Genomic DNA, 24,897 nt, shown 5'->3' with positions numbered 1-24,897 from the left:
TATGAGCCAATGTATTTTCCACATATGCACCTTAATAAAAAAAGACATAGCTAGGCAAACTAAAATCACCAACACCGGCTACAACCGTATTCTTTGGCAGAGGAGCAAACGGCACCCAAGTAATTTTTGCATTTTGATGGACCACAATACTCTTTGCGTATATCGCTCCATAAAAATTCTTACCCGACTGACCAACAACCACTTCCGCATTCGGAGCAACAATTGTACCTGCAAAATCAGTCTGCACAAACACCCTATTTACGCCATAGTAATAAATCATGACATGCTGCGCCGCAGAAATCATATCATTTGTTTCAACAGTTCCGTTCCATTGAAAATCATTTCCAACATGGAAAACCACATCGCCTTCAGCAGGAACGTAAAGCTTTGAGCCATGCTGAAATTTAAGTGAGCCAACTAGAAAATTTCCAGTCACATTGAGCACAAGGTTTGAACCAGAATTAAAATTAAATTCTGTATTATTCGATCCAGCACCCAAAATATTGGAATACATAAATTCTCCCGAATTTATATTACGATTGCGATATATTGTAAAATCTCCATTAACCACAACATCATTAAATATAGATTCATACCTAGCAATATTTTCATTAGATTGAGTAGAACCTTCAACAACATTTCCCGTAATTAATGCAGTTGAACTTTGCCTCACAACATTTCCTGCCGTTTCCAAGTTTCCATACACCTTTGCCCTATCTCGTAACAACACAGACTTTGTAGAATACACATTACCCACAGAAGCGTCAACCCCAAGTCGCACGCCATAAAGGTCATTAAAGGAGTTTTCATAAGAAGCTACTGGGCAAAACAAGCCATTCAAAGCGATACACGACGCTCTATCATTAAGTTGAAGTTTTTCCTTAGCAAGAAGAGCCACCCGAACTTCATTGCAAAGAGGAATCACTCCTTCAGGATGTTTTCTCGCATCAAATCTTTCGCATTTATGAATTGATTCCATCTCCAAAAAGCCCTGTTCTTGGCCATCACAATATCCATCGCCATCAGAATCTCTATCCACTGCGGCATGAAGGCCATCACCATCAAAATCTGATTGTAATACATAGGACATTTGCGGCTCAAGATCTATAAGGGTCGCTATTGACGAAACATAATACCCACCATATGTTTCACACTTTTTAAAATCGAGAATTTCATTATAGTCATTTATTCCATCTCCGTCTGAATCCGGCCTCAATGGATTCGTTCCGAAACGTTTGTTTTCATCTATATCTACAATACTATCACCATCTGAATCTTCAAAAACGCTCGCATTTGCAAGACGTCCATGTACTCCCTGCGGGGGAATGTAGTAAAATAGGAACATATCCCCACTCAAATTTTTTCCATTATCTTCTTGATCCCTTATAAGATCAACTAGTTGTCCTATCCCATTAACAACAAATCGCACAACAACATCCAATCCAAGAAAAGAAATGTTGCAATAATATCGCCATTCACTTCCGCCCATATTGTCAACATTCAATAAATGTATATCTACGTTACCATTACTCTTAATTTTATATCCATTTAAAACCATTGCATGCCCACCATGCGCACCACCATTACTTTGCGTAACCCCGAGAACATTTCCCGATTCAATTGTTGTAATTATTGTATGCAAAAACGGGGTTCCCGCAGACCAGCCATCAACTGACGGGATTAATCCCGTCGCCTTAAAACTATTTAACAACGTATTATGAGTAACCTGGTCCCACACATCTAGGCCCAATGCGTAATTCACAGCCTGCATTGATTCAATCGCATTACTGACTGCTGTGTCACTAAACCCACCCCTTACATTATATAGTATTTCATCAGAAGCAATATTTCCACCCTTGTAATGATTTATCATTTGCGCCATTGTCAGCCAGCAGCGGTTATGGACCGCATAATTTGTATTTCCGTTCACATCTTTTTTCGGAAAAACTCTATCCCAATTTTTTTCATTAAATCCTACATTCCAATTTTCAGCCAACATTCTCGAATCCTTCATTGCACAAAACGCAGACGAGCCAAAGCATTTATCCGTCAAAAGAGCATTGTAAACATATCTATCATCATATGTTTTTTGCAGCCATTCCATATTTTTTGTTACCGCATTAACCCTCGTATGAATCGTTTCCGTGTGAACAAAAATCTGTATAAACCCAAAGGGATTGACCCTATTCACCAAAAAACTACCCGTATATGTAAGAGCATTATTCCATGTCAAATTTCCTGTAGCAATATCCTGAGTAACCTTAGTCGCTGGAGAAATATATTCAACAGCTTTCTTCACTGTCTTTTTCGCCCATCTACCAACCCTTTTGTGCCAAGGAGCTCTTAGTACAGGGGGATTCCCACTCAAGTTGCCACTTTCAGGATTAGCGTCATCGCCTGTTATAATGTAGTACTCTTCTCCCTCTATATTTTCATCTGTTGGAACTTCTATAAGTGGGTCAACATACCATACATATTTTCCTGCAGGAAGAACAGGTATTTTCACCGATGTACGCATCGTGAACATAGAGACCGTTGTATCAACGAATAATACGGAATCCCCCACCAAAGAATCCCTTATAACAAGAAGTCGATACCAATTCACCTCTTCAATGGGGCTCCATTCTAGAGTTAGCGAATCAATATCACTTTCGTCATATTGCATAAGTGGCGATGACCAAATTACAGGCATCGGATTCTCTCCCGGCTCTTCCCAAGTGCGATAAAATTTCCAATTTTCTGTACGACGGGCATCCAGATATTGCCCAAGAGAATCTTTCTGTAAAACCAGTCGTTGACCTTCAATTAGCCCCTGATTGAATCCCATATCAAAATCAGCTCTCACAAAGGAATCTGTAGAAGGCCAAAGATTTTTTTTCACCGCATCCATGGCACCCGTTGGCTTCCAACCATAAGCAAAATATGAAAGAAGTTGTCCATTACATTCAGCCCATATTTCACCTCGATGTTCTACAGTATCTTGTGTCGGCATATAACCATGCCAAATCTTTTGACCCATTGCATCAATTGTAGACTCATTCAAATTCGCCGATACGACAATACCATTTTTATTTTTTATCGCAATTGAGGCCAAATCAGCATCCGATTGCTGTTTAATCTGCAACGAAACTGAATCCTTAGTTACCGCAACAAATTGTACCACCGGACAACCTGTATATTTTCCGAGATCAGGCATCAACGATTTTCCGCCAGATAGGACCTCTACATTTTCCGCAACAGAAAAGAACTCTGATTTCGGTTGAGAGGGGTCATCCGCCTTTGTCCATACAGCCCACTCCTTGTTATGAAGACCTATAGCATAGCCTGAACTTCCTCCCAACACGTCTCCAGGATACAGAATAACTTCTGGAAAGTAAATAACAAGCGTCGCATTAACAGAATCTTCAAACGACCAATTGGCCGATCCCTCAGGAAAATAATAGTATTCAGGAGCCTCAATAATGGATGTATCCCCAACAACATGATAACGCAGCTCTATACCATTCAAAGTATCGCTGGAATTATTTTCAACTTTAAACCTTAAAACGGTCTGTTTTTTGTGAGAAAACTGTTCGTCCATAGTATAGACAGTAACTGCATATGCACAGCTGGATACTGCACACGTCATAATTAGCCTACGAAAAAAACTCATTTTTCACTCTTTTTTTAGGCCGTCTATTTTTGAATATAATCTTTTTATTTGCATACAAGCTCGTCTGTCATTTTTTTTACAAACGCACAAAAAACGCCCCACTCGCAAGGAGCAGGGCGAATTTCTCGCGTTTTCGCTAAGTCAGCTATTAAGCAGCCTTCACGACTTCGACGACCTTGGCGAATGCTTCCGGATCGGCGACGGCGGGACACGACCGCATGCTCATTACATCGGGAACCGAGACCTCTGGTATTTCGCATGCTCTCGCCTACGTCGCCAGCTTACGCCTGGCGACTCCGGCTCACCATGGCCGTCACCGATAAACTGCAAATAAAAAAAGTCCTCCGCCGTTTTACCGGCAGGGGACAATTTCTCGCGTTTTCGCTAAGTCAGCTATTAAGCAGCCTTCACGACTTCGACGACCTTGGCGAATGCTTCAGGATCGGCGACGGCCATGTCGGCGAGAACCTTGCGGTTCATCTTGATGTTGGCCTTGGAAAGCTTGTAAATGAACTGGCTATAGCTGATGCCGTGCTCACGGACGGCGGCATTGAGGCGGACGATCCACAGGGAGCGGAACGTGCCCTTCTTGTCGCGGCGATGGGCGTAGGCATACTGACCGGCGTGGGCTACAGCGTCAATGGCAAGGCGAAGGTTCGACTTGCGACGGCCGTAGAAGCCCTTGGCGGCCTTGAGGATTTTTTTGCGGCGTTCGCGGGAAGGAACTCTGGTTTTAGCGCGTGGCATTCTTACTCTCCTTATGCTACTACAAGCAGACGCTTGACGTGATAGGTATCGACCTTCTTGACGAGTGCACCCTTACGAAGGTTGCGCTTACGCTTAGTGGTCATTTTGGCTTGAATGTGGCGCATACCAGCGCGCTTGAACTTGACGTGGCCGGAACCCGTCACGCGGAAGCGCTTCTTAGCACCGCTATGTGTTTTCATTTTAGGCATTTTTACCTCTTAGGTTTATTGTTAAGCCTCACCTGCTGCCTTTGGCTCGGTTGCGGGCTTCGGTGCCTGGTCCTGCTTTTTGGCGGAACCCGCACCACGTTTAGGACCATAGATAGAGAGCATCGTGTTGCCCTCGACCCGTGAGTCCATTTCCAAATCGCCGTACTGGAGCAAGTCTTCCTTGGCGCGCTCCATCAGGCGCTTACCGTAGTCCATGTGGGCCATTTCGCGGCCACGGAACTGCATAATAAGCTTCACCTTCATGCCATCCTGCAAAAACGCGGCAGCCTGCTTGATGCGGTACAGGTAGTCGTTCTCGGCAGTCTTCGGGTGCATCTTGATTTCTTTCAGCTTCACCACGTGCTGCTTCGCCTTGGCTGCCTTCGCCTTCTTGAGCTGCTCGAACTTGTACTTGCCGTAGTTGATGATGCGGCAAACGGGCGGTTTTGCATTCGGAGACACTTCCACCAGGTCCAGTCCGGCGTCCTTAGCCATCTGCAAAGCCTTAGCGGTCTCGATGATAACGGCTTCGCCGTCTTCCTTCACGAGACGAATCGGGGAAATATGGATATCCTCGTTGGTACGAGTTCCGTCACTGGGACGGTTAGGCATGCGGCGATCGCGCGGATTAGGGTACAAGTATGCTCCTAGGTATGATGTTTATTTTGTGAGGCAAAATTTAGCAAGATTTCTAAAAAATTCCAACAAGTTTCAAGGGGACCCCTTTATAAAAATGGGCTTTTTTTATACATTTGGGCTAGCTAGCGGCGGTAGCTCAATGGTAGAGCCTTAGCCTTCCAAGCTAATGGTTGCCGGTTCGATCCCGGTCCGCCGCTCTCAGAACCCCGCCTAACAGCCCAAAACGGGTTATTTAGGCGGGGCTTTTCTTTTAACCACGACCCGAGGCTACCATGTTTTTTGAACAGGCCATCGCGCACAACCTCCCTGGCTACACCAAGGAATCGGATTCCGCCTACGGCGAGACCCTCGCCCCCCTCGACTACAAGGACGAGCTCCGGGTAAAAAACGCCGCCATCCGCGAATTTTGGGAAGTGAACCGCCTCCCCTGCGGTCCGCAGCCGGTGGTCGCAAGCCCCATGCCCCGCCACTACCGCACCACCAGCAAGCGCCGTGTGGACATGCAGCCCGGCGACCTCAGGTTCAACGAATACGACAGCATCCTCGAGCCCGAGGAGCACAACGCCATCTACCGCCTGCTGTTCGACAAGCTCATCACGCCCGCCTACAAGCCCCTGGCGTACGCCCTCAACTGGATCATTATCCGCGGCACCTACAAGTACCGAGTAGTCGTTTTCAACGTCAAAAAACTGGACGCCAGCATTGTCCGCAAGCTCAAGGCCATTTCGGAAGTGCTCGCGGCATGCCCCTACCACGTGACCGCCGCGCACGCCTACATTGACCCGACCGGTTCCGACTACTACCTCGAGAGCCGCCGCCCCACCGAGGGACTCGCCTTCAAACAGCTCTTTGGCCCGCGCGACCTCACGCTCGACCTCGGGCATTTCCGCCTCAAATACCCGGTCACCGGGTTCAGCCAGATCAACGAGAGCCAGATCCACAATCTTATCAAGGCCGCAAGCCGCATGCTCAGCCTCGGCAAGGAAGACCACTTCCTGGACCTGTACTGCGGCTACGGGCTCTTCAGCTTTGCGCTCGGCGAAGCCGCCAAATCCGTACTCGGCGTGGAATGGGAAGGCGCCTCCATCGAAAGCGCGAAGGCGAGCGCCAAGTTCCTCAAGAAAAACTACCGCTTTGTCGCCGGCAAAATCGACGAGATGTTCGTACAGACGAGACTCCCGCGGCCCATCCCCGGCGAGCCCGAGAAGATATTGCTGGACCCGCCCCGCAAGGGCTGCGAACCCGGAGTCATCCACGCGCTCGCCATGCGCAAGCCTGTCCGCGTGGCCCACGTGTTCTGTGGCACCGACGAGATTCCCGCCTCGCTCAAGGAATGGGAACGCTACGGCTACCGCGTGCGCGAAGTACAGCCGCTCGACCTGTTCCCCGGCACCCCGCACCTCGAAACCATCGTGATGCTCGAGAGGAAGTAAACGTGGAGGAAAAAAAGCCAGCTCTCTGGACGCGGAACTTCACAACTTGCGCAGCGGCAAACTTCTTGCTGTTCTTCAGCTTTTACCAGCTGTTGCCCATCCTCCCGATGTTCATCATCGAGAAGTTCCAGACGGACAATGCGACGGCGGGCATCATCATTTCACTGTATACCATCGGCGCGCTCGCCTGCCGACCGTTCGCAGGCTTCTTGGTGGATACGCTTAGCCGCAAGCCCCTGTACTTTTGGACCTTCTTCGCGTTTACCGCCTGTTTCTTGGGCTACAAGACGGTAGCATTCCTGCCGATTCTTGCCGCCGTGCGTTTTGCCCACGGGCTGTGTTTCGGGATTTCAACGACCGCAAGTAACACGGTCGCCATCGACGCTCTCCCCGCAAGCCGCCGCGGTGAAGGCATCGGCTACTTCGGCATCAGCGTGAATCTCGCGTTTGCCACGGGCCCCATGACAGGCATGTTCCTGTACGAGGCTTTCGGCGACACCATCGTGTTTATCATTTCCATCGCGCTCTGCGTCATCGGACTGATTCTCGTGCAAACACTGAACGTCCCGCGCAAAGAAAAGAAACCGCACGCTCCGCTTTCGCTCGACAGGTTCTTCCTCACGCGTGCCGTCCCGCAATTCGCAAACTTCATCTTCGTAGGGTTCGCCTACGGCCCTGTCACCAACTACATCGCGCTTTACGCCAAGGAACTCGGCATCGGCGGTTCCGGCTGGTTCTATGCGCTCATCGCGGCAGGGCTCATCCTCAATCGCGTTATGACCGGCCGCCTCATTGACCGCGGTTACCTCGTGCACCTCGTGGGCACGGGCATGACGCTCAACATCATCGCCTACTTCCTGCTCGCTTTCAGCCATTCGCCTGTCACGTTCTTCGCATCGGCATTCCTCATCGGCACAAGCCTCGGGCTCATTTTCCCAGGTTACCAGACGATGTGCGTGAACCTCGCCCGCCACGACCAGCGCGGCACCGCAAACAGCACATACCTCAGCGGCTGGGATATCGGAATCGGTATCGGCATTCTCGCGGGAGGCTCGATGGCGGAACACTTCGGCATGCACCAGCAGGTATTTCTCACCTGCGCCATCGCGCTTGTAGTCGCAGACATTTTATATTTCACATGGACCGCAAGGCATTACCTGAAGAACAAACTGGAAGGATAACCCCGGCGGAAAGCATCACGATATGAAACTCTGGAAACTGCTTGACAAGGAATACCTGGTAGACACCCCCTGGCTCAAGGTCGCGAAGGAAACATGCGAACTCCCGAACGGCAAAGTCATCGACGACTTCTACACGCTATGGCAACCCGACTGGGTGCTGATTCTCGCCCGCACTGCAGAAGGCAAGTGGGTCATGACGCACCAATACCGTCACGGTTCCGGAACCATCGCGCTCGAATTTCCCGCAGGCATCATCAACAACGCTGAATCGCCCGAGCAGGCGGCCATCCGCGAACTTCAAGAAGAAACCGGTTTTGCCGCCGCGTCCCCGTCGGTTTCGTACCTCGGCGAATTCTCGGTCAACCCCGACCGTCACCGTGGAAAATTCCATGTAGTCTTTATTGATGGCGTTTCCCGTAACGGAGACACCCATTTTGACGACAACGAGGATATAGAGACCTCGACTATCTCTGACGAAGACCTGCACAAAAAAATAACGGACGGTTCGTTCAACCATCCGCTACAAATTGCCGGATACTACCGGTGGGTTTTAAGCCAAAAGTAGTTTAGCCCACTGACATTCGCCCGCGGCCACTTTCCTTGGAGTTGTAAAGCGCCTTATCGCTCGCTTCGTATAGGTCCTTGAACGTTGTGCCCTCCTTTTCGGCGACCACCACACCCATCGAGAGTCCCGTAAAGTGTTCCTCCTTTTGGAGCACATTCATAATCCTCTCGTAAATTTGTCCGGCGCGCACGTGCATAAACGAAGTTTCGCAGCTCCTTTTAAAGAACAGTGCCGCAGCAAACTCATCGCCACCCATACGGCATGCCAAGTCGCTGCCACGAAGTGCGCCTTGGATAGCGCGGGCCACCTGGATCAGGTACTCGTCGCCGGCGCGGTGCCCGTACGTATCGTTGTAGCCTTTGAAGTTGTCGACGTCAATCATCAGGAGCATCACCTTGGTCTCTTCGTCGAGCAGTTTTTCTTCGACATCACTCTGGAAGGCGGAGCGGTTCAACACGCCCGTCAAGGAGTCCTTGCGGTACGTGTCTTCCCATTGACGCAACTGACGCTGCGATTTTTCGTTTTCGTCGTGCTTCATCATACGCATGGCAAAAGTGTTGGAACTGTCGTGGATGATGATTTCGCTGCAAAATTCACGGGTGGCAGAGTCGTAATAGACCCTCCCCATGCAGAACACGTAAATCATGGAACCGTTCTTGCAGCGGATGCGATGTTCAAAATACGCAATCTGGTTGTTGGCGAGAACTTCAGAAGTCAAGCACAGGTATTCCGTCAAGTCCTCAGGCGGGATCAAGTCGTCTTGCGACAGTTTCTTTTCGCGGATGTCTTCGCGGGTATAGCCCGTCATTACCTCGAAGTTGTCATCCACCGAGATAATCTTGTTCTTGGAATCCAGAATGTAGCGACTGTAACGGATGGTGTGTACGTGAGGGACGTGTTCGTCCAGTTCCTGCACCATCGCCTTCATCGAGGCCATGGCATCGACCGAGGGCACATGCAGACGGGCGCGATCGGGGTCCTCGCCGGCAGTCGCCGCGACCGCAATGTTCTCGCCGGACTCATTCAGCACCTGCAAAAATTCTGCCACGACCGCAGGGTCAAACTGCGTTCCCGCACAGGCACGCAGTTCCTTGATGGCAACCGACTTCGTGAGCGCCTTGCGGTACGGACGTTCGCTCAGCATGGCGTCGTAGGCATTCAGCACACTCACAATGCGGCAAAGGAGAGGGATGCTTTCGCGGCTCAGACCATCGGGATAGCCCTTGCCATCCCAGCGTTCGTGCTGGTGAAGGATCAGGTCGGCTACGCCCGCAAAGTCCTTCGCGCTCTTGGCAATCTGCGCTCCCTTCTCCACATGCCCCTGTACCAAGCGCCATTCATCTGCAGTGAGCGCCGAAGGTTTATTGAGAATCTCTGTAGGCACGGCGATTTTTCCAATGTTGTGCAGCATGCACAGCAATTCCAAATCACTCTGTTGCTTGTCGGTCAGGTTCAAGCGCGGACCCAAACCAGCACTCCACTTTTTAAGTTGTTCCATATGGGCGTCGGCATGGGGGTCGCGCTCACGCAAGGTTTTTAAAAGGGAATTCAGCAAATCGGAATGCTTGCTGTCACGGTCTACCAGTTTCTTTTGGTACAACGCCTTGTAGGCCGTCTCCACCGCATTCAAAATATTCGGTTTGTCTTCGGTGGCGCGCTCCAGCGCATAGAGGAACCCGGCCCCGAATTTTTTTCGAACGGCTTCCATTTTTTCGGCAACCACATCGCGCGGCATGTTGTAGCAGAACAGCGCCAATGTTGCGCCCGTGGCACGGACGTAGTAGGCATCCTTGGGGAATTCTTCACGAAGGATCCTGGCGAACTCCCTGAGCATTTGGTCACCGCGTTCCTTGCCGCCCACGCTGTTCACCACAGACAGGTTGTTGATGTCGGCGAGAATCACCGTCATGGGCAACGCAAAGGTGCTTGCGTTTTCGAGCGTAAAGTTCTTGAAGCTCTCCCACTTGTGGTAGCCCGTCAGCAAGTCCGCCTCCATGCCCAAGTCGGCAAACACATAAAGGTAACCCAGGAGGGTTCCCGAACTGTTGCGCATTTTGCGGTAGTCGCAACGCAGCATCACGGGGCCGGTCTTCAAGTTCATGGTACACTGGAGCGGGACCACATCCAGGTTCCGCTCCTCATCAACCACAATGTTGCACGCCTGCTCAAACTCCTTCTTGCTCAAGTGGTCGTCGAACAGCACCGTCGGAAGCATGCGGACCGCCTTGGTGTTGCGCATCAGCATGTCGCCTTCAAAATCAAACAGCACAATCCCCTGCGACACGTTCTCGAACACGCTCTCTTTAAAGTAATTGAGCATAATGTAGTTCTCGAACTTGTAGGCGAACAGGTAAGTGACGTAACCCATCAAGGCATAAACACCTACAGAGAAATTCAAAAAACTCTTGTTGCCAAGAATGAAGACAGACGCCACATTAAAGAGGAACACTACAAAAAGCCCGACAATTGTGAACTTGTACTGCCTAGCGAACTCGGCAGGCACCGAAAGCATTCGCTTTACCAGAACCGTGAGGATAGCAAAAATCAAAACATAGGCTAAGCCCATGTGAAAGTAGTAAAGCGGATGCTGGGCCGCATAAATCACCTTTGAATACAACGGCTCCGGCGAACGCATGCCAAAGTCCAAGACAATTCGCTTGAACGGGTTGATCAAAAGGCAAACGACATCAACTAAAACAAAGACGCCAGAAATCCGTGCAAAAGCAATAAAGGATTTTGTTGTGTGGTATTGCGTATAGTGGACAACAAACATCAAAAAGAGGAGCAGAGTGAAATCCACGCAAATCAAGTGCACGGTCGTCATCCAGGCAAAAACGCCAATGACGTCCGTCGTTACGCGAACAAAGTAGCTGACAACGCAGACTATCGAAAAGAAACCGGAAGCCGCCAGAATCCTCGCCGGCTTGTCAATGGGAATCAGCCTGTAAATCGCCCACGCCATCGCCATAACAATGACGAACGAAACAGCCACATAAGTATTCAAGACAGTATAATCCATGCCTAAACCACTTACAAAAAGTTTACGCTTTTAATATATACACGAATTTATGAAAATAAAAGACCGTTTTACAACAAAAGCCGGCTTTTCTAATAGCGATTCTAGGGTGTTTGTGCGAGTCAAGTCACACCGAAACAAGCCAGGAAGCCCCTATGAATTGCCTTATCCTTGTAAATATCGGCAACTTCGTCCAGCTCCAGCTCGGAATATCCAGAACGAATTTTTTTGAGGGAAATTCGCCTTTCCGATTCCCCATACTCAAAATCTATACGGAACGTCCTGTAAGAAAGTTCGCCCGTGCAGGCACACTCGTTAAGTGCAATGCGTTTACGCGTCACGTCAAACGGGCCACATGCCAACTGCACCTGTGCAAAGCTCTTGAGGTCAAAACCGGCGTTTTCCAACAGCCAGCGATTCTGCGCCTCAAACTCGGGAGACGTTTCGATTGTCCACAGGTCCAGGGCCTGCTCGTCGACCCAGCCCGCACGCGCCCCGGGGAAGGCGTCGGCCATGGGGATGTACGGCTTGATGTCTAGGACCGGAGTCCCGTTCAAGAGATCAGCCTCGTCCACGTACAACGTAAGGCCATCCACCCGGAGGAGCCGCACACAGCTGAGACCGATGGGGTTCGGGCGGTAAGGGCTGCGACTCGCGAAGGTGCCAATGCGGTCTCGTCCCGGGGCAGGTACTGGCGGGCGCGTTGTCGGACGCCAGCCTTCGTTCTCGTGAAACTGGAAAATCACCCAGATACGTTCAAAGCCATTGAGGTCGCGAAGCGCCGTCTCGAAGTTTTGCCCCTTCGCAAGTTCAATGCGCCCCGGATGTCCCGCAAAAAGACGCCCCTGGCGAGGGACGTCATACTTATAAACGGCATCGCCGTGGAATATTCCAATCGGTTCAATCTGCATTACAGGCCGTCTTCCGTAATTCTCCCATAACGGATATAGTCAATCTTTCCCTTGAACGTTCTACGTTCATGCTCTCCCTGGTACACGGCATCATAGCCGATTCCCACATCGAAATCAAAATCGGAAACATCACCTTTGAACGGAGTTCCCTCGAAACTCACTCCGTCCAAAGAGAGACTCAGGGTATAAGAAATGATACCGTCATCAGACTTGGTCGGGAAAAGCTTCACGCGGAACACGTGCCATTCGTTCAGGGAAACTTCACCCGCATTATAGATGTTCCAACCGCCCTCACTTCCGTCGCGAATATGGAAGCGGGCCTCAGTACCATCAAAGCGGACCTGCCAGCCGTCGACGCCACTGCCGGGAGGGTCCGCGACAAAGAGGTTCGCAAGGTCACCTTCGTCCGTCGGCATAAAGCGCACCTCGACAACGAAGCCCTTGGTCCTAAAGATATCATTCTTCGGGACAATCAGTCCATTAGTCCCGTCAAGGACGATGCTTCCGCACTCGGCAAATACACCCGGCACCTTGACATCCTGGTACGCATTTGTTTTTTCACCGATATAGTCGGCACCCAGGTCGTACGGGTCGTTGAATTCATACGCGATTTCGTACTGATCCATATCATCGGGAAGGGCGCCATCTTCACAGCCCTCAAGATCATCGGCATTCAGTGCGACCACATTGCTATTCCAATACTGAACATACATGGCCGACATAACTTCATCATTGCCAACGCTACTCGAAGAAGAATTCACCGAACTCGAGGACGGGGCAACAGAACTCGATGACTTCGCAGAACTCGAAGAACTCATGGCTTCGTTCACTTCTTCACACGCAGACGCGAACGCAACCATCATTCGCTTGTATTCGCTAGCCGTGAAGGTTTCCTTTCCAACCGCCACGATGGACTTGTCGCTACACTCCACGCTTCTGTAATCGGAATCTTTCGCATATTCCGAGCAGGCCAGCTCCGCAGCCTGATGGCTTTCAAATTCTACGGTTTCGACAACATCGCCATTGTCGAATTCGAACATGGTCTTGCTATAGAAACCATACTCGACAGCTTCGATGACAAGCGGATCTTCCGAAATGACATTGCAGTAATCCCCTTTAGGCTTTTCCAGCGCATCAAAAGAGGAATCATCGTCACCACATGCCATCAGGAACACCGACGCGGCGAAAGCCACAAACGATTTTTGAAGCAGCTTGTTCATAACAGTTCTCCTTTTTCTGCTTCTAAACATATATTTTTCGGCGCAAACCGGATTAGACGGCGTCGATAACTTCGTTGAATACCGCAACCGGACGCAGCCACTTCTTCAAGAGTTCCGCCTTGGGCAGGTAATAGCCGCCGATATCAACCGGCTGCCCCTGAGCCGTGGCAAACGCCGAGACGATTTCCGATTCGCGGGCTTCAAGCGCATCGGCGACCGGCGCGAACTTCTGCGCAAGTTCCGCATCGTCCTTTTGGTTTGCGAGGGCGCGTGCCCAGTACATCGCCAGGTAAAAGTGACTTCCGCGGTTGTCGAGTTCGCCAATCTTACGTGCAGGCGTGCGGTTATTCTCCAAAATCAGGCCGTTCGCCGCGTCAAGAGTGTCGGCGAGGACTTTCGCCTTCTTGTTGCCGGTCTGCGAGGCGACCTGCTCGAACGAAGGCACCAGCGCGAAGTATTCGCCCAAAGAATCCCAGCGGAGGTAGTTCTCGGCGAGGAACTGCTGCACCTGCTTGGGAGCGGAACCGCCCGCGCCCGTCTCGAAGAGGCCACCACCGGCCATCAAGGGCACAATGGAAAGCATCTTGGCAGACGTTCCGACTTCAAGAATCGGGAAGAGGTCCGTGAGGTAGTCGCGCATCACGTTGCCGGTAACGCCGATGGTATCGAGGCCGGCCTTCGCGCGGGTCATCGTCGCCACAATCGCTTCACGCGGGCTCATAATCTTGATATCGAGTCCGGCAAGGTCGTGTTCCTTCAGGTAGAGTTCCACCTTTTTCTGTATTTCGCGGTCATGCGCGCGGTTCGGGTCGAGCCAGAAAATCGCCGGAGTGTTGCTGACGCGGGCGCGCGTCACTGCGAGCTTCACCCAGTCGCGGATGGGGGCGTCCTTCGCCTGGCACATGCGGAAGATATCGCCGGCTTCCACGTCCTGCTGCAGAAGCACTTCGCCCTTGCCGTTCACGGCGCGGATAACGCCCTTTGCCTTGGCAATGAAGGTCTTGTCGTGGCTGCCGTATTCTTCGGCACCCTGCGCCATGAGGCCCACGTTCGGCACGGTTCCCATCGTCTTCGGGTCGAACGCGCCGTTCTTCTTGCAGAACTCGATAGTCTCGTCGTAGATGCCAGCGTAGCAGCGGTCCGGAATGCAGGCGATCGTCTCTTGCAGCTTGCCATCCTTGTTCCACATGCAGCCCGAGTTGCGAATCATCGCGGGCATGCTCGCGTCGATGATGACGTCGCTCGGCACGTGCAAATTCGTAACGCCCTTCGCGGAATCGACCATGGCGAGGTCCGGACCGTTAGCGAGTGCGGCATCGATGGCGGCCTTGACTTCGGTTTCCTTGGCATTGCCTTCGAGACGCTTGTACAAGTCGCCCAGGCCGTTATTCGCGTCAATCCCGAGTTCCTTGAACAGGTCGGCGTACTTCGCGAAAACATCCTTGAAGAACACGCGCACAAAGGCACCGAACAACACCGGGTCAGAGACCTTCATCATCGTGGCCTTCAGGTGTACCGAGAAGAGGAGTCCCTTGGCCTTGGCTTCGGCCATCGCATCGGCAATGAACTTTTCGAGAGAAGCCATGCGCATCACCGTCGCGTCGAGGATTTCTCCCTTCAGGAGCGGCTTAGCGGCACGGAGTTCGGTAACGGCGCCAGCAGCATCAACGAATTCAATCTTGAACGTATCGGCATCGGCAAGCGTGATGGACTTTTCGTTTCCGTAGAAGTCATCGGCCTGCATGCTCGCGACGTGCGTCTTCACGGAGGCATTCCACGTGCCGTTGCTATGCGGATTGTTACGGGCAAAGTTCTTCACCGCATTCGGGGCACGACGGTCGGAGTTGCCCTGGCGGAGCACCGGGTTCACCGCGGAGCCCTTCACCTTGTCGTAACGGGCGCGGATAACCTTCTCCTCGTCGTTCGCGGGGGCATCCGGATAATCGGGCAACGCATAGCCGTTCTTCTGAAGCTCGGCAATGGCCGCCTTGAGCTGCGGCACGGAAGCCGAAATATTCGGGAGCTTGATGATGTTCGCCTCTGGCTTGAGCGTAAGCGCGCCGAGGAAAGCGAGATCGTCGGTCACGGGCTTGCCGGCAAATGTCGTGCCCGCGGGGAGCGTATCGGCGAAAGCCGCGAGGATACGCGCCGGGAGCGAGATGTTCTTGGTTTCCACGTCGATATCCGCAGTCTTCGCGAAGGCGGTTACAATCGGGAGGAGGGATTGCGTCGCAAGGAAGGGCGACTCGTCAGTGAGGGTATAAAAAATCTTTGCGTTCATACGAGGATAAAGATAGAAAAAGAAAACCCCGGACGGTGAGTCCTGGGGCTTTAATTGTTTAGGGGTAAAGGGAAGGCTCCCCTTGAGTGGGGTGCCTTTGGGGTTAAAAATTTCGCTACGGCCAACAGCTTATCACTTCTATCGAATTACCATCCAAAGTAACATTTTACATCGCCACCATCTCTTCGAGATGCAGTGTGGCATCCTGTGTACTTTTTATTTCCATCCAAATCAACTGTAATTTCTACAGTTTCCCACCCATGCGAGGCTTCTGTTCCATCTAAAGTAACATGACCATTCGCATTATTGCCTGATTCACATCTGATATGGGCTTTTGATTGCCAATCATATTGAACGGGGTGCTCATCAAAACAAAATTCCGTGCCACTGGGATTAGTGAATTCCCAAACATCACTTGCGATTGTCGTTCCGCTGGAACCTGCGGCAAACTCCACACTACAATTTTTCGGTGCACTGACGCCGGCAGAATTTTCAAGAGTGACGGTGTAACTCTTGCTTACCCCATCAGTTCCTGTATCTGTGAAGGCACCAAGATTCACCGTACCATCGCCTACATTAATCCCATTTTGCACGCTGATATCGTCTCCCGTAATGCTGGAGAGACACCAAGGGCTATTTTCATCACAACCAGTGACACCCTGCAAAACAATTTTCACATTGTTCGTTTCACCTACGGTGGCTTTCAGCCCCGTTTTGCAACTAAACGTCGGTACGGTACGAACAGCTTTGACAGATTTTGTACATGTCTGATAGATGTTGTCGTTGCACTGACATTTTACCTTCAATTCTGTTGTATTCATGTTTGTTAGCGTAAAGTTGTAATTGGTTACACCCCCTCCGTTACAACTGGATCCGCAATTAACATTAGTGTAATTGCAATTTGAGCAACTAAAGCCAGTCATCACGGACACGCTAAATGTACTTGCAACATTCAATGGAATTACATCATCGACACTACATTCCAACGGGTCGACCACTTCAAAAGATCCCTGACATTGTGCAGCAGTTTCTCCCATTTTAGTAACCTTATAGGTATGGTTGCCGAGCGAAGTAGGTGTAGTAAAATTGAATCCAAGTCCCCAAGTACCGGAAACCTTTTTTTCACCATCAATGTACAGGTCATATTGTGCATGCGGTGCGTTTGTCGAAGTCAAATTTTGATTGCCGACTCCTCCCTGGATTTTTACACCTGTTGTACCTGTGTAAGTGCAAGAGAATCCACCCCCAGCACTACTGCTCGAAGCGACAGAGCTGCTACTTTCTTCTTCACTGCTGCTACTCTCTTCACTAGAACTGCTACTCTGCTCACTGCTACTGGAGACAACTTCCTTGATTTCAAATTTGCCAGACTCACAGGGGTCAAAGTCGATTGCATCATCGCCCGTGACAGGCTGCAACTTAAAGTAGTACCCAGTCCCTGCCGTCAAAGGATCTTCTTCCGTATTTGCAGCGTCAGAATCCGTATTCACACCATCAGTGCCAACAGTAGCTGCAGTCCCGCTCGTAATATCAGCCACCCAGTTTCCACCCCTTTCGAGAGTAATCTTCCACGGGCAACCGGTCGGAGGGCAATTGCCCACCTTGTACTTAAACTGAGGAAGACCTCCACCAACAAGCCTATCGGGGTTGTCAGTCGTAAGACCAAGACAACTTATAGCAACAGGATCAATTTTCTTCTCGTTTGTTTGGCCACAATTCAGTTCGTCTCCACTCTTTGTTGTCAACGTTACTGTAAACCTATACGTGTCACCTACATGTCCACTCCACGGATTATCCTCGATTGAGAATTTGTACTTTGCGGTATTAGTAGGAGATGCAAGCTCCTCATAATCGCACCCATCATTCGTGCACGTATAGTCAGGAGTTATGTAGTTGTTATTCTCTTGCACAACAAAGGTCCCGACAGTATTAACATAATTTGTCAAATTTGTTGTTACAAGCCAATGGTCTCCTATATACTCCACCTTACTATCCTTGCAAACAGGCGCTTTCGGGCAATAAGAATAGAGCTTGTCGACATTTACAGCACTCCCTTCCAGAACCAGCAACGCAATGCCGTATACCTTTTCAGGATTGAATCCATCCGCATCAAACAGTTCCTCGGCCTTGATGCTTGCTGTCTTAGAGCCACCCGCTTCAAAAGTTAGATAGCCCGATTTGCTATAGTGTACAGGAGCGCCAATGTCTTCTTGGCTCAACAGGTAAATTTCGACGCGGCGACGTTCATTGTTATCTTCCAACTCAACAACGATGTCAGAAGAACGAACGTTCGCAGTTCCCGTCACTAAATTAAAGTTGGTAACAGCGGAACTAACACTAGATGCAATATCACCCAAAAAATCTACAGTTTTTTTGCACTCTTTCTGTTCGCCAACCCAGAAGGCCCCACAATGAGCCCATTCCGACTGAGCAAGGAACTTGTCCTTCTCATCGCCCAGGTTGAAGCAGTCGCCGACTCCGGCTCGAGCAGTTTTTATTTCGACCCCATCCTGGGTATATCCGTGAGCACCCGTCTCCGAGAAATTATAGGAGGGCGAGCATGGACTATAATCGCTGTTTCCTGCACTGCAGGCATCATCGCCTTGATAATAGTATTTGCGATAGCACCCCTTGGCGTCAAACCAGCTTGAAAGCCCAACCCAAGGCAGAACATCCTTGCCTTTGGGAACTACGGCCCCGGGGAACGTTCCCTTGAAAGAACAGCTCAGAGTCGGGTAGGTATCCCAACATTCTGCAAAATAGGTGTCGCTTTTCCAGCCGATGTCATAGAGCTTGATGCTCGGGTCCGCCAAGCGCAGCCCGACATATTCCCCAGTCGGTGAGTAATTTTCCAATTCGAAAACAGCCGTGTAGGTTTCCGGCTGGTCACCATAGTACCTTTCCTTTATTACAGAAACTGTTAGCCGATTTTCAACCACATCAACCGTCAACGTGATCAATGGCTCCGATTGAGGCATAACCAGCGAGTTGCCATCTTTTTTCAAGAATTTTTCATATACATTTTTCGGTTCAGCGTTGTCAAGTAAACGAGCTACAACCTTGGAATCCTTATCAATGTATATGGTAAGGAACAAGCCGTTGCCGGCAGATTCATCGGCATGGATAAAGAATCCAGAATTCGTGACAGTTGACGGTAGACTTGCCTGATTAACAGTGAGCAATCGAGATGGGCGGAACTGAGCTTTGAGATACCCCCTAGTTCCTGCAACAGCCGTGCTCATAAGGGTCACGTTCTGCTTGTTGGCGCCTCTTGCAGCACCGGACTTGAGAGCGATGTAGCCATCGCCATATTCAAGACGATCAAGCGGAGTGTCGGACCCGCTTTCCGCAATCACGTTCCACTTTGCGTTTTCTCCGGAATAGCCTATGCAATATCCGTCGTCCGTACAGTCCATTCCCTTTTTGAACTCATCAAAGAAGCAATGCTTGTCTAGCTCGTTAAAGTGCGCATATACCGCATTGTTGGCTGCACTAATGGCAAACGGAGCGAAGCGAGGTGCATCCGTATTGTCCACAGGGCAATTGTCACCGGTACAACTCCAATAATGGAAACCAGTAGGCTTTGCATCATTTTCGTCGTTATCATCATCATCAAAGGAAAGGCGCACACGTTCACCAGAGAAGACATCTAGCGTGCAAGTTGCACCAATCTCCTTAACATCCGTGCCGAAAGTACACACCTTCTTTAGGCCATTCCTACTAGCCAACGAAGAATGCGAGACTGTAGCCCAAATCTTTGTGCCATTAGGGACATCCTTGCCGGCAAATCCAAACCTGAATGGAATTTGTTGAGCCTTTAAACTTGCGTGCAGATAGCGGTCATCACCTTTGACCAATGTACTCTGCAGCAAGACTTCATCGGGTACAATCGAAATACAACCGTCAGGAACATTGTCCGAGGCGTTCAAGCTAATATCGCTCGCCGTCGCGCAAACCCACCTATTGTTGACTTCCTTCGTTACGCACATCGACCCCGAAATCAACACCCAGGGCTCTACAACATCCTGACATTCAGGCCATTTGGAAACATCTTCCGGGCAGCCGTCGTGCTCGTCGCAATACGCTTGCAATTGTTCCGCAGTTGCCTCTTCTCTGTATACCGTCAGATTGGACTGAATTTGGAGCGTGAGCGTGCCGGGAACACCAACATTATAGCCGACACCTGGGCGGAGAGTAAATATCGCCGTGCCTGATTCGGCTCCCGAAGTCGTAACATTGAACAAGTCGATGTCTTGCTCAGAAGCGTTAGAAGGTATCGAAACATTGCATAGCGACATTGCACAATTAACTGCAGCCGATGCAGGCTGAACATTCCAATCATCGATATCATCGGGTTTTTGGAAATTGACCGTCAAGGTAGCTGCATGCGCAGGGACGTGCAGTTTGACAGTATAGGAATCAGTCGCTTCAAGTTCATGGAACGATTCTTTAAATCCGATGGGCGGGTCCGTGCCCTGGGGGCCGCTCACGATAACGTAGAACTTAACATTCTTGTTGTTGTAGCTGTATGTACAGCGATACTGGCCGGTTGCAAGATTAGCGGGGTCCGACAAAAGGCCCGAAGTAGGCAGACCCGCATCACAGCTGACGTCTCCTTCACTTTTTTCGAATGCCGGATACTTGTTAAGCCGCAAAATGTTGTAGTAATCATCGAGATGCCCCGGAGCATCGGCCGGCAGAAAAATAACCCTCGGTAAAACGATAAAGTCACCCTGCACGTTATTTTCTGCATTGCCGGAAGGCTCGGACTCGTTGTTCTTGTATTGGGACTCTATCGAGACTGAAAGCTGTGGAGCATTCGAAATATAGTAGCTGTCTACTCCGCCAAAATCTATTGAGCTTTCTGAACTGCTCGGGTCACTTGAAGAACTACTGCCGCTCTCTCCCGAGCCCGATCCGCATTTGGCCACACTCACGTCGCATATGAGGCTGGCGTTTGTCAGATCCGCAATGAGGTCTGAATTGGACTCAAACGTCATTCCTGCCGTTTGCATATTGGAAATACGTGCGCAGGTGCTCACCGGGAAATAGAACGAGCCCGTCCATTTGTTGCTTCCCATAAGCGAGCCTACGTCTTTTAGAGAATAAACGAAATAATTATAATGTTCTCCGGAACCCGATTGCTGGATTGTTGAAGCACCATCGGGGAGGTAGACTAGGACGGAAGCATCGGCCGTCGTCGGTGGTAGCGCAATAGTCGAACTTGGTTTATATCTAGGATAAAAAACGAATTTACCCCTAAGCGTCCCACTCGGGTTGCTCAACATTTTTGCGATTTTCCCTTGGTCATCGCTAATCACTAGATAACCATTGAAAAGTTCATCCGCAGCAGAAGAAGAATAGCAATTGTTCAAATCCGTCACGTCCATGTTGTTCAAGTTGTTTTCATCTCCGGTCAACAAATCAACAATGCATTGAGCACTGTTCGCCCTCTGCTTAAGGAGAGTCGTATCCACAGCCTTCAATATATCGGGAACGACATAACTAGAATTACTACAACCAGTTCCTTCTTCCCAAAGGTCGCTGCATGCGGTCTTGGCAGATTCCCCGCAAGAGAAATCCAACTTGTCTTCCGTATATGAACCGACAACATTACCAGTCGTTCTAAAAATCATCCAATGGTCGCTATAGACATCCCACTTTTTTTCGACAGACCAGCTACACCCCATTCCCATAATTCCTGGAGCAACACAATAATTTTCACCCGAATTATACTCACCTTTGTCCCAAGCCTGGAACCCGATTTCTTTTTGTCCTACCCATGTAGCACAACCTTGGAATGCATTATCGAAATTATAGTCCGCCATATCAATGTTGTGTTCTGAGCCATCAGTTGATTTGTACACTTTAAAATATTTGTTATTGTAACTACAATTTACCCCATTGGGCATATAGATTTTAGGCGTCACCGCACCTATACCCGGCTTTTTTTCACCCAAAAACAATTTAAATCCACTTTTAGAGGCATTGTCGATATCGTAATCACTGAAATTAATTTTGTTTGTCGAAGTAGGGAGTAGCCAATCCCTACTTGAAGGCGGTATCCAAAGATTCCCTTTGACCTTGAATTCCGTTGCATTCGCGAGATGTTCATGTAGTTGCACAGTTGCATTTTCACCAAGGCAAAGGTTTCCATCGATTTTAATATCCTTTTGCGACCTCATTGTCAGTTTGTCGCCCAGGTACATATCTTTGGTAACAGTAAGGCCATTTCCGCCAGTACCAATTTGGACTTCGTTTTCAAAGTAGGCATTACCCGTAAAATTCCCGCTAAACGCAGTACCATCACCACCCACATATATGTTGCCGCCCGTGGCACCGGCGTTTTCCGCTTTAAAATCTCCGCCAATGCAGTTATTTTCGGATCCGACGACAATGGTGGTACCGGTCAATGTCGCATTCCCGGTAACAATGAAATTTTTACTAACACCTGTCGGGTTTCCAGTCCAGTTTCCATTGACTACCATAGAAGTCGCATTAATACCACCCGCAGTTTCATCGACGGATCCGCCATAATAGTCGTATTCAAACGAAATCGTTTTAACAACCTTTTCCTTCGGGATATTCACTCGGTATAGGCCATCGACGTTAAGTATCGCAAGTTCATTGTGTTTTGCCGAACCATTTCTAGATTCGCCCTTTGAAAGCAACTTTAACTTGTACGTAGATTTGGATGTGTTCACGCCAACAAGCCAAACCTTAAAGTTCTGCCCCGGGCGAATGAGTTCCGTCAACTGCGAATTCAAGAGAATAGGTACACTATGCCCCTCTTTGAGCTGTTTATCTTCGAACTGCTTAATAAGTGACCCGACGTCATTGCCATGGTAAGTCATCCAAGAACGCGCCGACTCAATACCGGCTATAGCACTTTGGTACGCCTCTCGCTGCAGCATTCGCGAACTAGAACTACGGCCTTCAGACGTAAGCCACTTGAATGTCGCTGTGGCCGCAATAGTTGCTACCAACATGAATAGCAGCACTGTGACAAGTGAAACACCATTTTTGTTCCACATATTCATAAAGCCTCCGTTAGTCTTCGGGTCCATTGCTAGGCAATGCGACAAAAGTTTCCACCCTGCCAGATTCGCCGTTCTGGCTAGTTTTCAAAATAAATTTCATCGCCTTTACGTTCTTTTTTTGGGGAATGCTCGATTCTGGCGACCAATCATCAAAAGTGTAGTTTGCTGTCGCAAGTTGTCTTAATTTCAGCGACTTTATTTTTATCTTGCCATCATGGATTGCCGAGAGATAGTTAACGAATGTAAATGCCATGCAGACATCCTCAATGGTGTTCGCCACACTAAAGCGCATGGTCCTTTTCTCGCTGGCATTTGACGATACTGACGGGTAGAACAGGAAGTCATTCCAGCCTGCAGGAATCGTACCGTCGCTATTTCTGAAACCGATTGACATATGGTCTCTACCGGGAGCAAACATTTGTACGGGATCGGCTTGGTTATCGGCACCCGTATAAGGCAAACTGAACGAAAGTTCATACACCACATGAGGCTTTAACGTGAACTTGTTTTTTTTCTTGGTGCAAGCGGTATTCCACGGAAGAATGTCACTATTGTTTTCGGCAACATAGACTTGATTTCGTTCCGCAGTTTCTGGGGTATTTACATTTGTTGCCGCATTGTCCTCATAGTTGTACGCGAATCCAGATAAAGTGGATATATTGTCATTGTTTTCTACATTCATCATATGGTAGTGAGCTGGCTCATCTACCCTCTGCAAAAGCATGAATTCGTCACCATTGGAAGGTGGGAACAACTGAACGGCATCCTCTGTAACAGAAGGTTTCGCCATGACAAATAAAAGGGAATCCACGTTTTCCGCATAGGTGACGGCTTTTTGCGTTGCACCAGCCACGTCGGTGGCAGAGCAGGGGTCATCTGTGGCAATCGTAGTCTCGGTAGTCACCGTACGGCAAGATCTTTTCAATTTTTTTCCATCCAGCCACCACCGGACCTCTTCAACGGAAACAAAGACTCCATTGTCGCTATACCGAACTCGTCGGAATGACAAATCACTCGCCGAGTTCAGCTTGAAGGACGACTTATCAACTTTATCCGCCGCGGTATTTGCGGGGTCCATATAGACATCATTGTACACAGCGCTGAATTCATTCGCGGAATTCATCGCGCTCTTCGCTCCCATCTGAGCAAGATCATCCTTCATTATTGCAGCCACGTTCTCGGCGACTTCGGATGCCTTGAGCATGCTCTGCGTACGGATGCGCATCTTGGTGGAATCACTGAACGCCTGCCCCGCCACAATGACGACAATCCCCATGATGGCGATGTAGACCATCAGCTCCATGAGGGTAAAGCCCGCCTTGCGGGAGCCCGACATATGTTTGCGACCAGCCAGATTCATCGTTTCCTCATATACGTTGCGCATAGCGAAAAAACACGGGATGCATACCTACACATTCCGTATCTAGAAAAATAAACTTTTTTTTTCAAAACGGCTCAAATCACGCAAAATTTTGCATTTTTTTTCAGCAAAAACGTGATTTTGAGCGCATTTATGCGCCAAAAACGGCCTACCGAATTACGGAAGACACGTTGATGGACTGCGTGGACCCCTTGAACTGCCACGAAACCTGCACACTCACCTGTTTCGCATACACGTGGCTCACCGGCTCGTATATCGACTCGCCCGCCGCCGTGTAGTCATTTGTTGGAGCAACTGTCACGGTCGGGGTGTACTCGATGGTCGACGTTCCTCCGCCCACCTTGGTCCCCCTCTCCCAGGAACGGGAAATCTTCTCGAGTTCGAAACTCGTCGACGAAGTCGGGGCCGAAGGAATCGATTCAATGCCGATGCGGTTCAGCGAATCGAGCACCTGCTGGGCGACCTCGATGGCGCCGTCGCGTCCGCGGATACGCAAAAGCGCCTCGCGGTTGCCAACCTGCATGTGCAACAGCGCGAGATACAAAAAGCCGAGGACAAGAGCGGAAATGAGCACTTCCGTTATCCCGAATCCCTTCTTGTTTTTCAAGAGCTTTTCCATAGC

Annotated in this window: 15 protein-coding genes and 1 tRNA gene; 5 read left to right on the top strand and 11 right to left on the bottom strand. The window is 49.8% G+C overall.

Annotated elements, in window-relative coordinates:
- Positions 1-31: 31 nt before the first annotated feature.
- Entirely contained in the window at positions 32-3,580 is a 3,549-nt protein-coding gene (locus BUB55_RS04555) for a DUF7305 domain-containing protein (protein ID WP_143152897.1), read from the bottom strand.
- A gap of 248 nt (positions 3,581-3,828) precedes the next feature.
- On the opposite strand from BUB55_RS04555, the gene BUB55_RS14175 reads away from it, so the two are divergent.
- Positions 3,829-3,975, top strand: a complete 147-nt coding sequence (locus tag BUB55_RS14175; protein ID WP_159431928.1) for a hypothetical protein — start codon at positions 3,829-3,831, stop codon at positions 3,973-3,975.
- Positions 3,976-4,048: 73 nt separating this feature from the next.
- Here BUB55_RS14175 and rplT read toward each other — a convergent pair whose 3' ends face one another.
- Genes rplT through infC form a run of 3 tightly spaced genes read right to left on the bottom strand, consistent with a single transcriptional unit; the run spans position 4,049 to position 5,247 of the window.
- Positions 4,049-4,399, bottom strand: coding sequence for a 50S ribosomal protein L20 (gene rplT / locus BUB55_RS04550; protein WP_073188609.1), 351 nt, complete (start codon positions 4,397-4,399; stop codon positions 4,049-4,051).
- A gap of 11 nt (positions 4,400-4,410) precedes the next feature.
- Positions 4,411-4,608: a 50S ribosomal protein L35 gene (rpmI, locus tag BUB55_RS04545; protein ID WP_072812865.1), complete on the bottom strand. Its 198-nt coding sequence runs from the start codon at positions 4,606-4,608 to the stop codon at positions 4,411-4,413.
- Between the two features lie 21 nt (positions 4,609-4,629).
- Positions 4,630-5,247 carry a translation initiation factor IF-3 gene (infC, locus tag BUB55_RS04540; RefSeq protein WP_234971800.1) on the bottom strand — a complete coding sequence of 206 codons (618 nt, stop codon included), beginning with the start codon at positions 5,245-5,247 and terminating at the stop codon, positions 4,630-4,632.
- Between the two features lie 125 nt (positions 5,248-5,372).
- Here infC and BUB55_RS04535 point away from each other — a divergent pair.
- From BUB55_RS04535 to BUB55_RS04520, 4 genes are all read left to right on the top strand, one after another.
- A tRNA-Gly gene (locus BUB55_RS04535) sits at positions 5,373-5,444 on the top strand.
- Between the two features lie 75 nt (positions 5,445-5,519).
- Positions 5,520-6,680 (top strand): class I SAM-dependent RNA methyltransferase, encoded by a 1,161-nt coding sequence (locus BUB55_RS04530; RefSeq protein ID WP_073188607.1) that lies wholly within the window; start codon positions 5,520-5,522, stop codon positions 6,678-6,680.
- 2 nt (positions 6,681-6,682) lie between these two features.
- Positions 6,683-7,861 carry an MFS transporter gene (locus tag BUB55_RS04525; protein ID WP_073188605.1) on the top strand — a complete coding sequence of 393 codons (1,179 nt, stop codon included), beginning with the start codon at positions 6,683-6,685 and terminating at the stop codon, positions 7,859-7,861.
- Positions 7,862-7,883: 22 nt separating this feature from the next.
- Positions 7,884-8,426 (top strand): NUDIX hydrolase, encoded by a 543-nt coding sequence (locus BUB55_RS04520; RefSeq protein WP_073188603.1) that lies wholly within the window; start codon positions 7,884-7,886, stop codon positions 8,424-8,426.
- A 1-nt stretch (position 8,427) separates the two neighbouring features.
- Here the strand turns inward: BUB55_RS04520 and BUB55_RS04515 are convergent, their stop codons facing one another.
- From BUB55_RS04515 to BUB55_RS04485, 7 genes are all read right to left on the bottom strand, one after another.
- Positions 8,428-11,445: a diguanylate cyclase domain-containing protein gene (locus tag BUB55_RS04515; protein ID WP_073188602.1), complete on the bottom strand. Its 3,018-nt coding sequence runs from the start codon at positions 11,443-11,445 to the stop codon at positions 8,428-8,430.
- A 119-nt stretch (positions 11,446-11,564) separates the two neighbouring features.
- Positions 11,565-12,353, bottom strand: a complete 789-nt coding sequence (gene tsaA, locus BUB55_RS04510) for a tRNA (N6-threonylcarbamoyladenosine(37)-N6)-methyltransferase TrmO (protein ID WP_234971799.1) — start codon at positions 12,351-12,353, stop codon at positions 11,565-11,567.
- Positions 12,353-13,573 (bottom strand): LamG domain-containing protein, encoded by a 1,221-nt coding sequence (locus BUB55_RS04505; RefSeq protein WP_073188600.1) that lies wholly within the window; start codon positions 13,571-13,573, stop codon positions 12,353-12,355. The genes tsaA and BUB55_RS04505 overlap by 1 nt, the downstream gene beginning before the upstream one ends.
- Positions 13,574-13,625: 52 nt before the next feature.
- Positions 13,626-15,854, bottom strand: a complete 2,229-nt coding sequence (locus BUB55_RS04500) for an NADP-dependent isocitrate dehydrogenase (RefSeq protein ID WP_073188598.1) — start codon at positions 15,852-15,854, stop codon at positions 13,626-13,628.
- Between the two features lie 146 nt (positions 15,855-16,000).
- Positions 16,001-22,894 (bottom strand): pilus assembly PilX N-terminal domain-containing protein, encoded by a 6,894-nt coding sequence (locus BUB55_RS04495; RefSeq protein ID WP_143152896.1) that lies wholly within the window; start codon positions 22,892-22,894, stop codon positions 16,001-16,003.
- Positions 22,895-22,904: 10 nt separating this feature from the next.
- A complete protein-coding gene (locus BUB55_RS04490) occupies positions 22,905-24,254 on the bottom strand; it encodes a PulJ/GspJ family protein (RefSeq protein WP_159431927.1) in 1,350 nt (449 codons plus the stop codon).
- 169 nt (positions 24,255-24,423) lie between these two features.
- Positions 24,424-24,894, bottom strand: a complete 471-nt coding sequence (locus BUB55_RS04485; protein WP_073188595.1) for a type IV pilus modification PilV family protein — start codon at positions 24,892-24,894, stop codon at positions 24,424-24,426.
- Between the last annotated feature and the right edge of the window lie 3 nt (positions 24,895-24,897).

It is taken from the genome of Fibrobacter sp. UWP2 (assembly GCF_900141705.1).
Lineage (GTDB): Bacteria > Fibrobacterota > Fibrobacteria > Fibrobacterales > Fibrobacteraceae > Fibrobacter.
The sequence above is the reverse complement of the archived record's forward strand: the minus strand, read 5'-3'. Positions and strand labels throughout refer to the sequence as shown.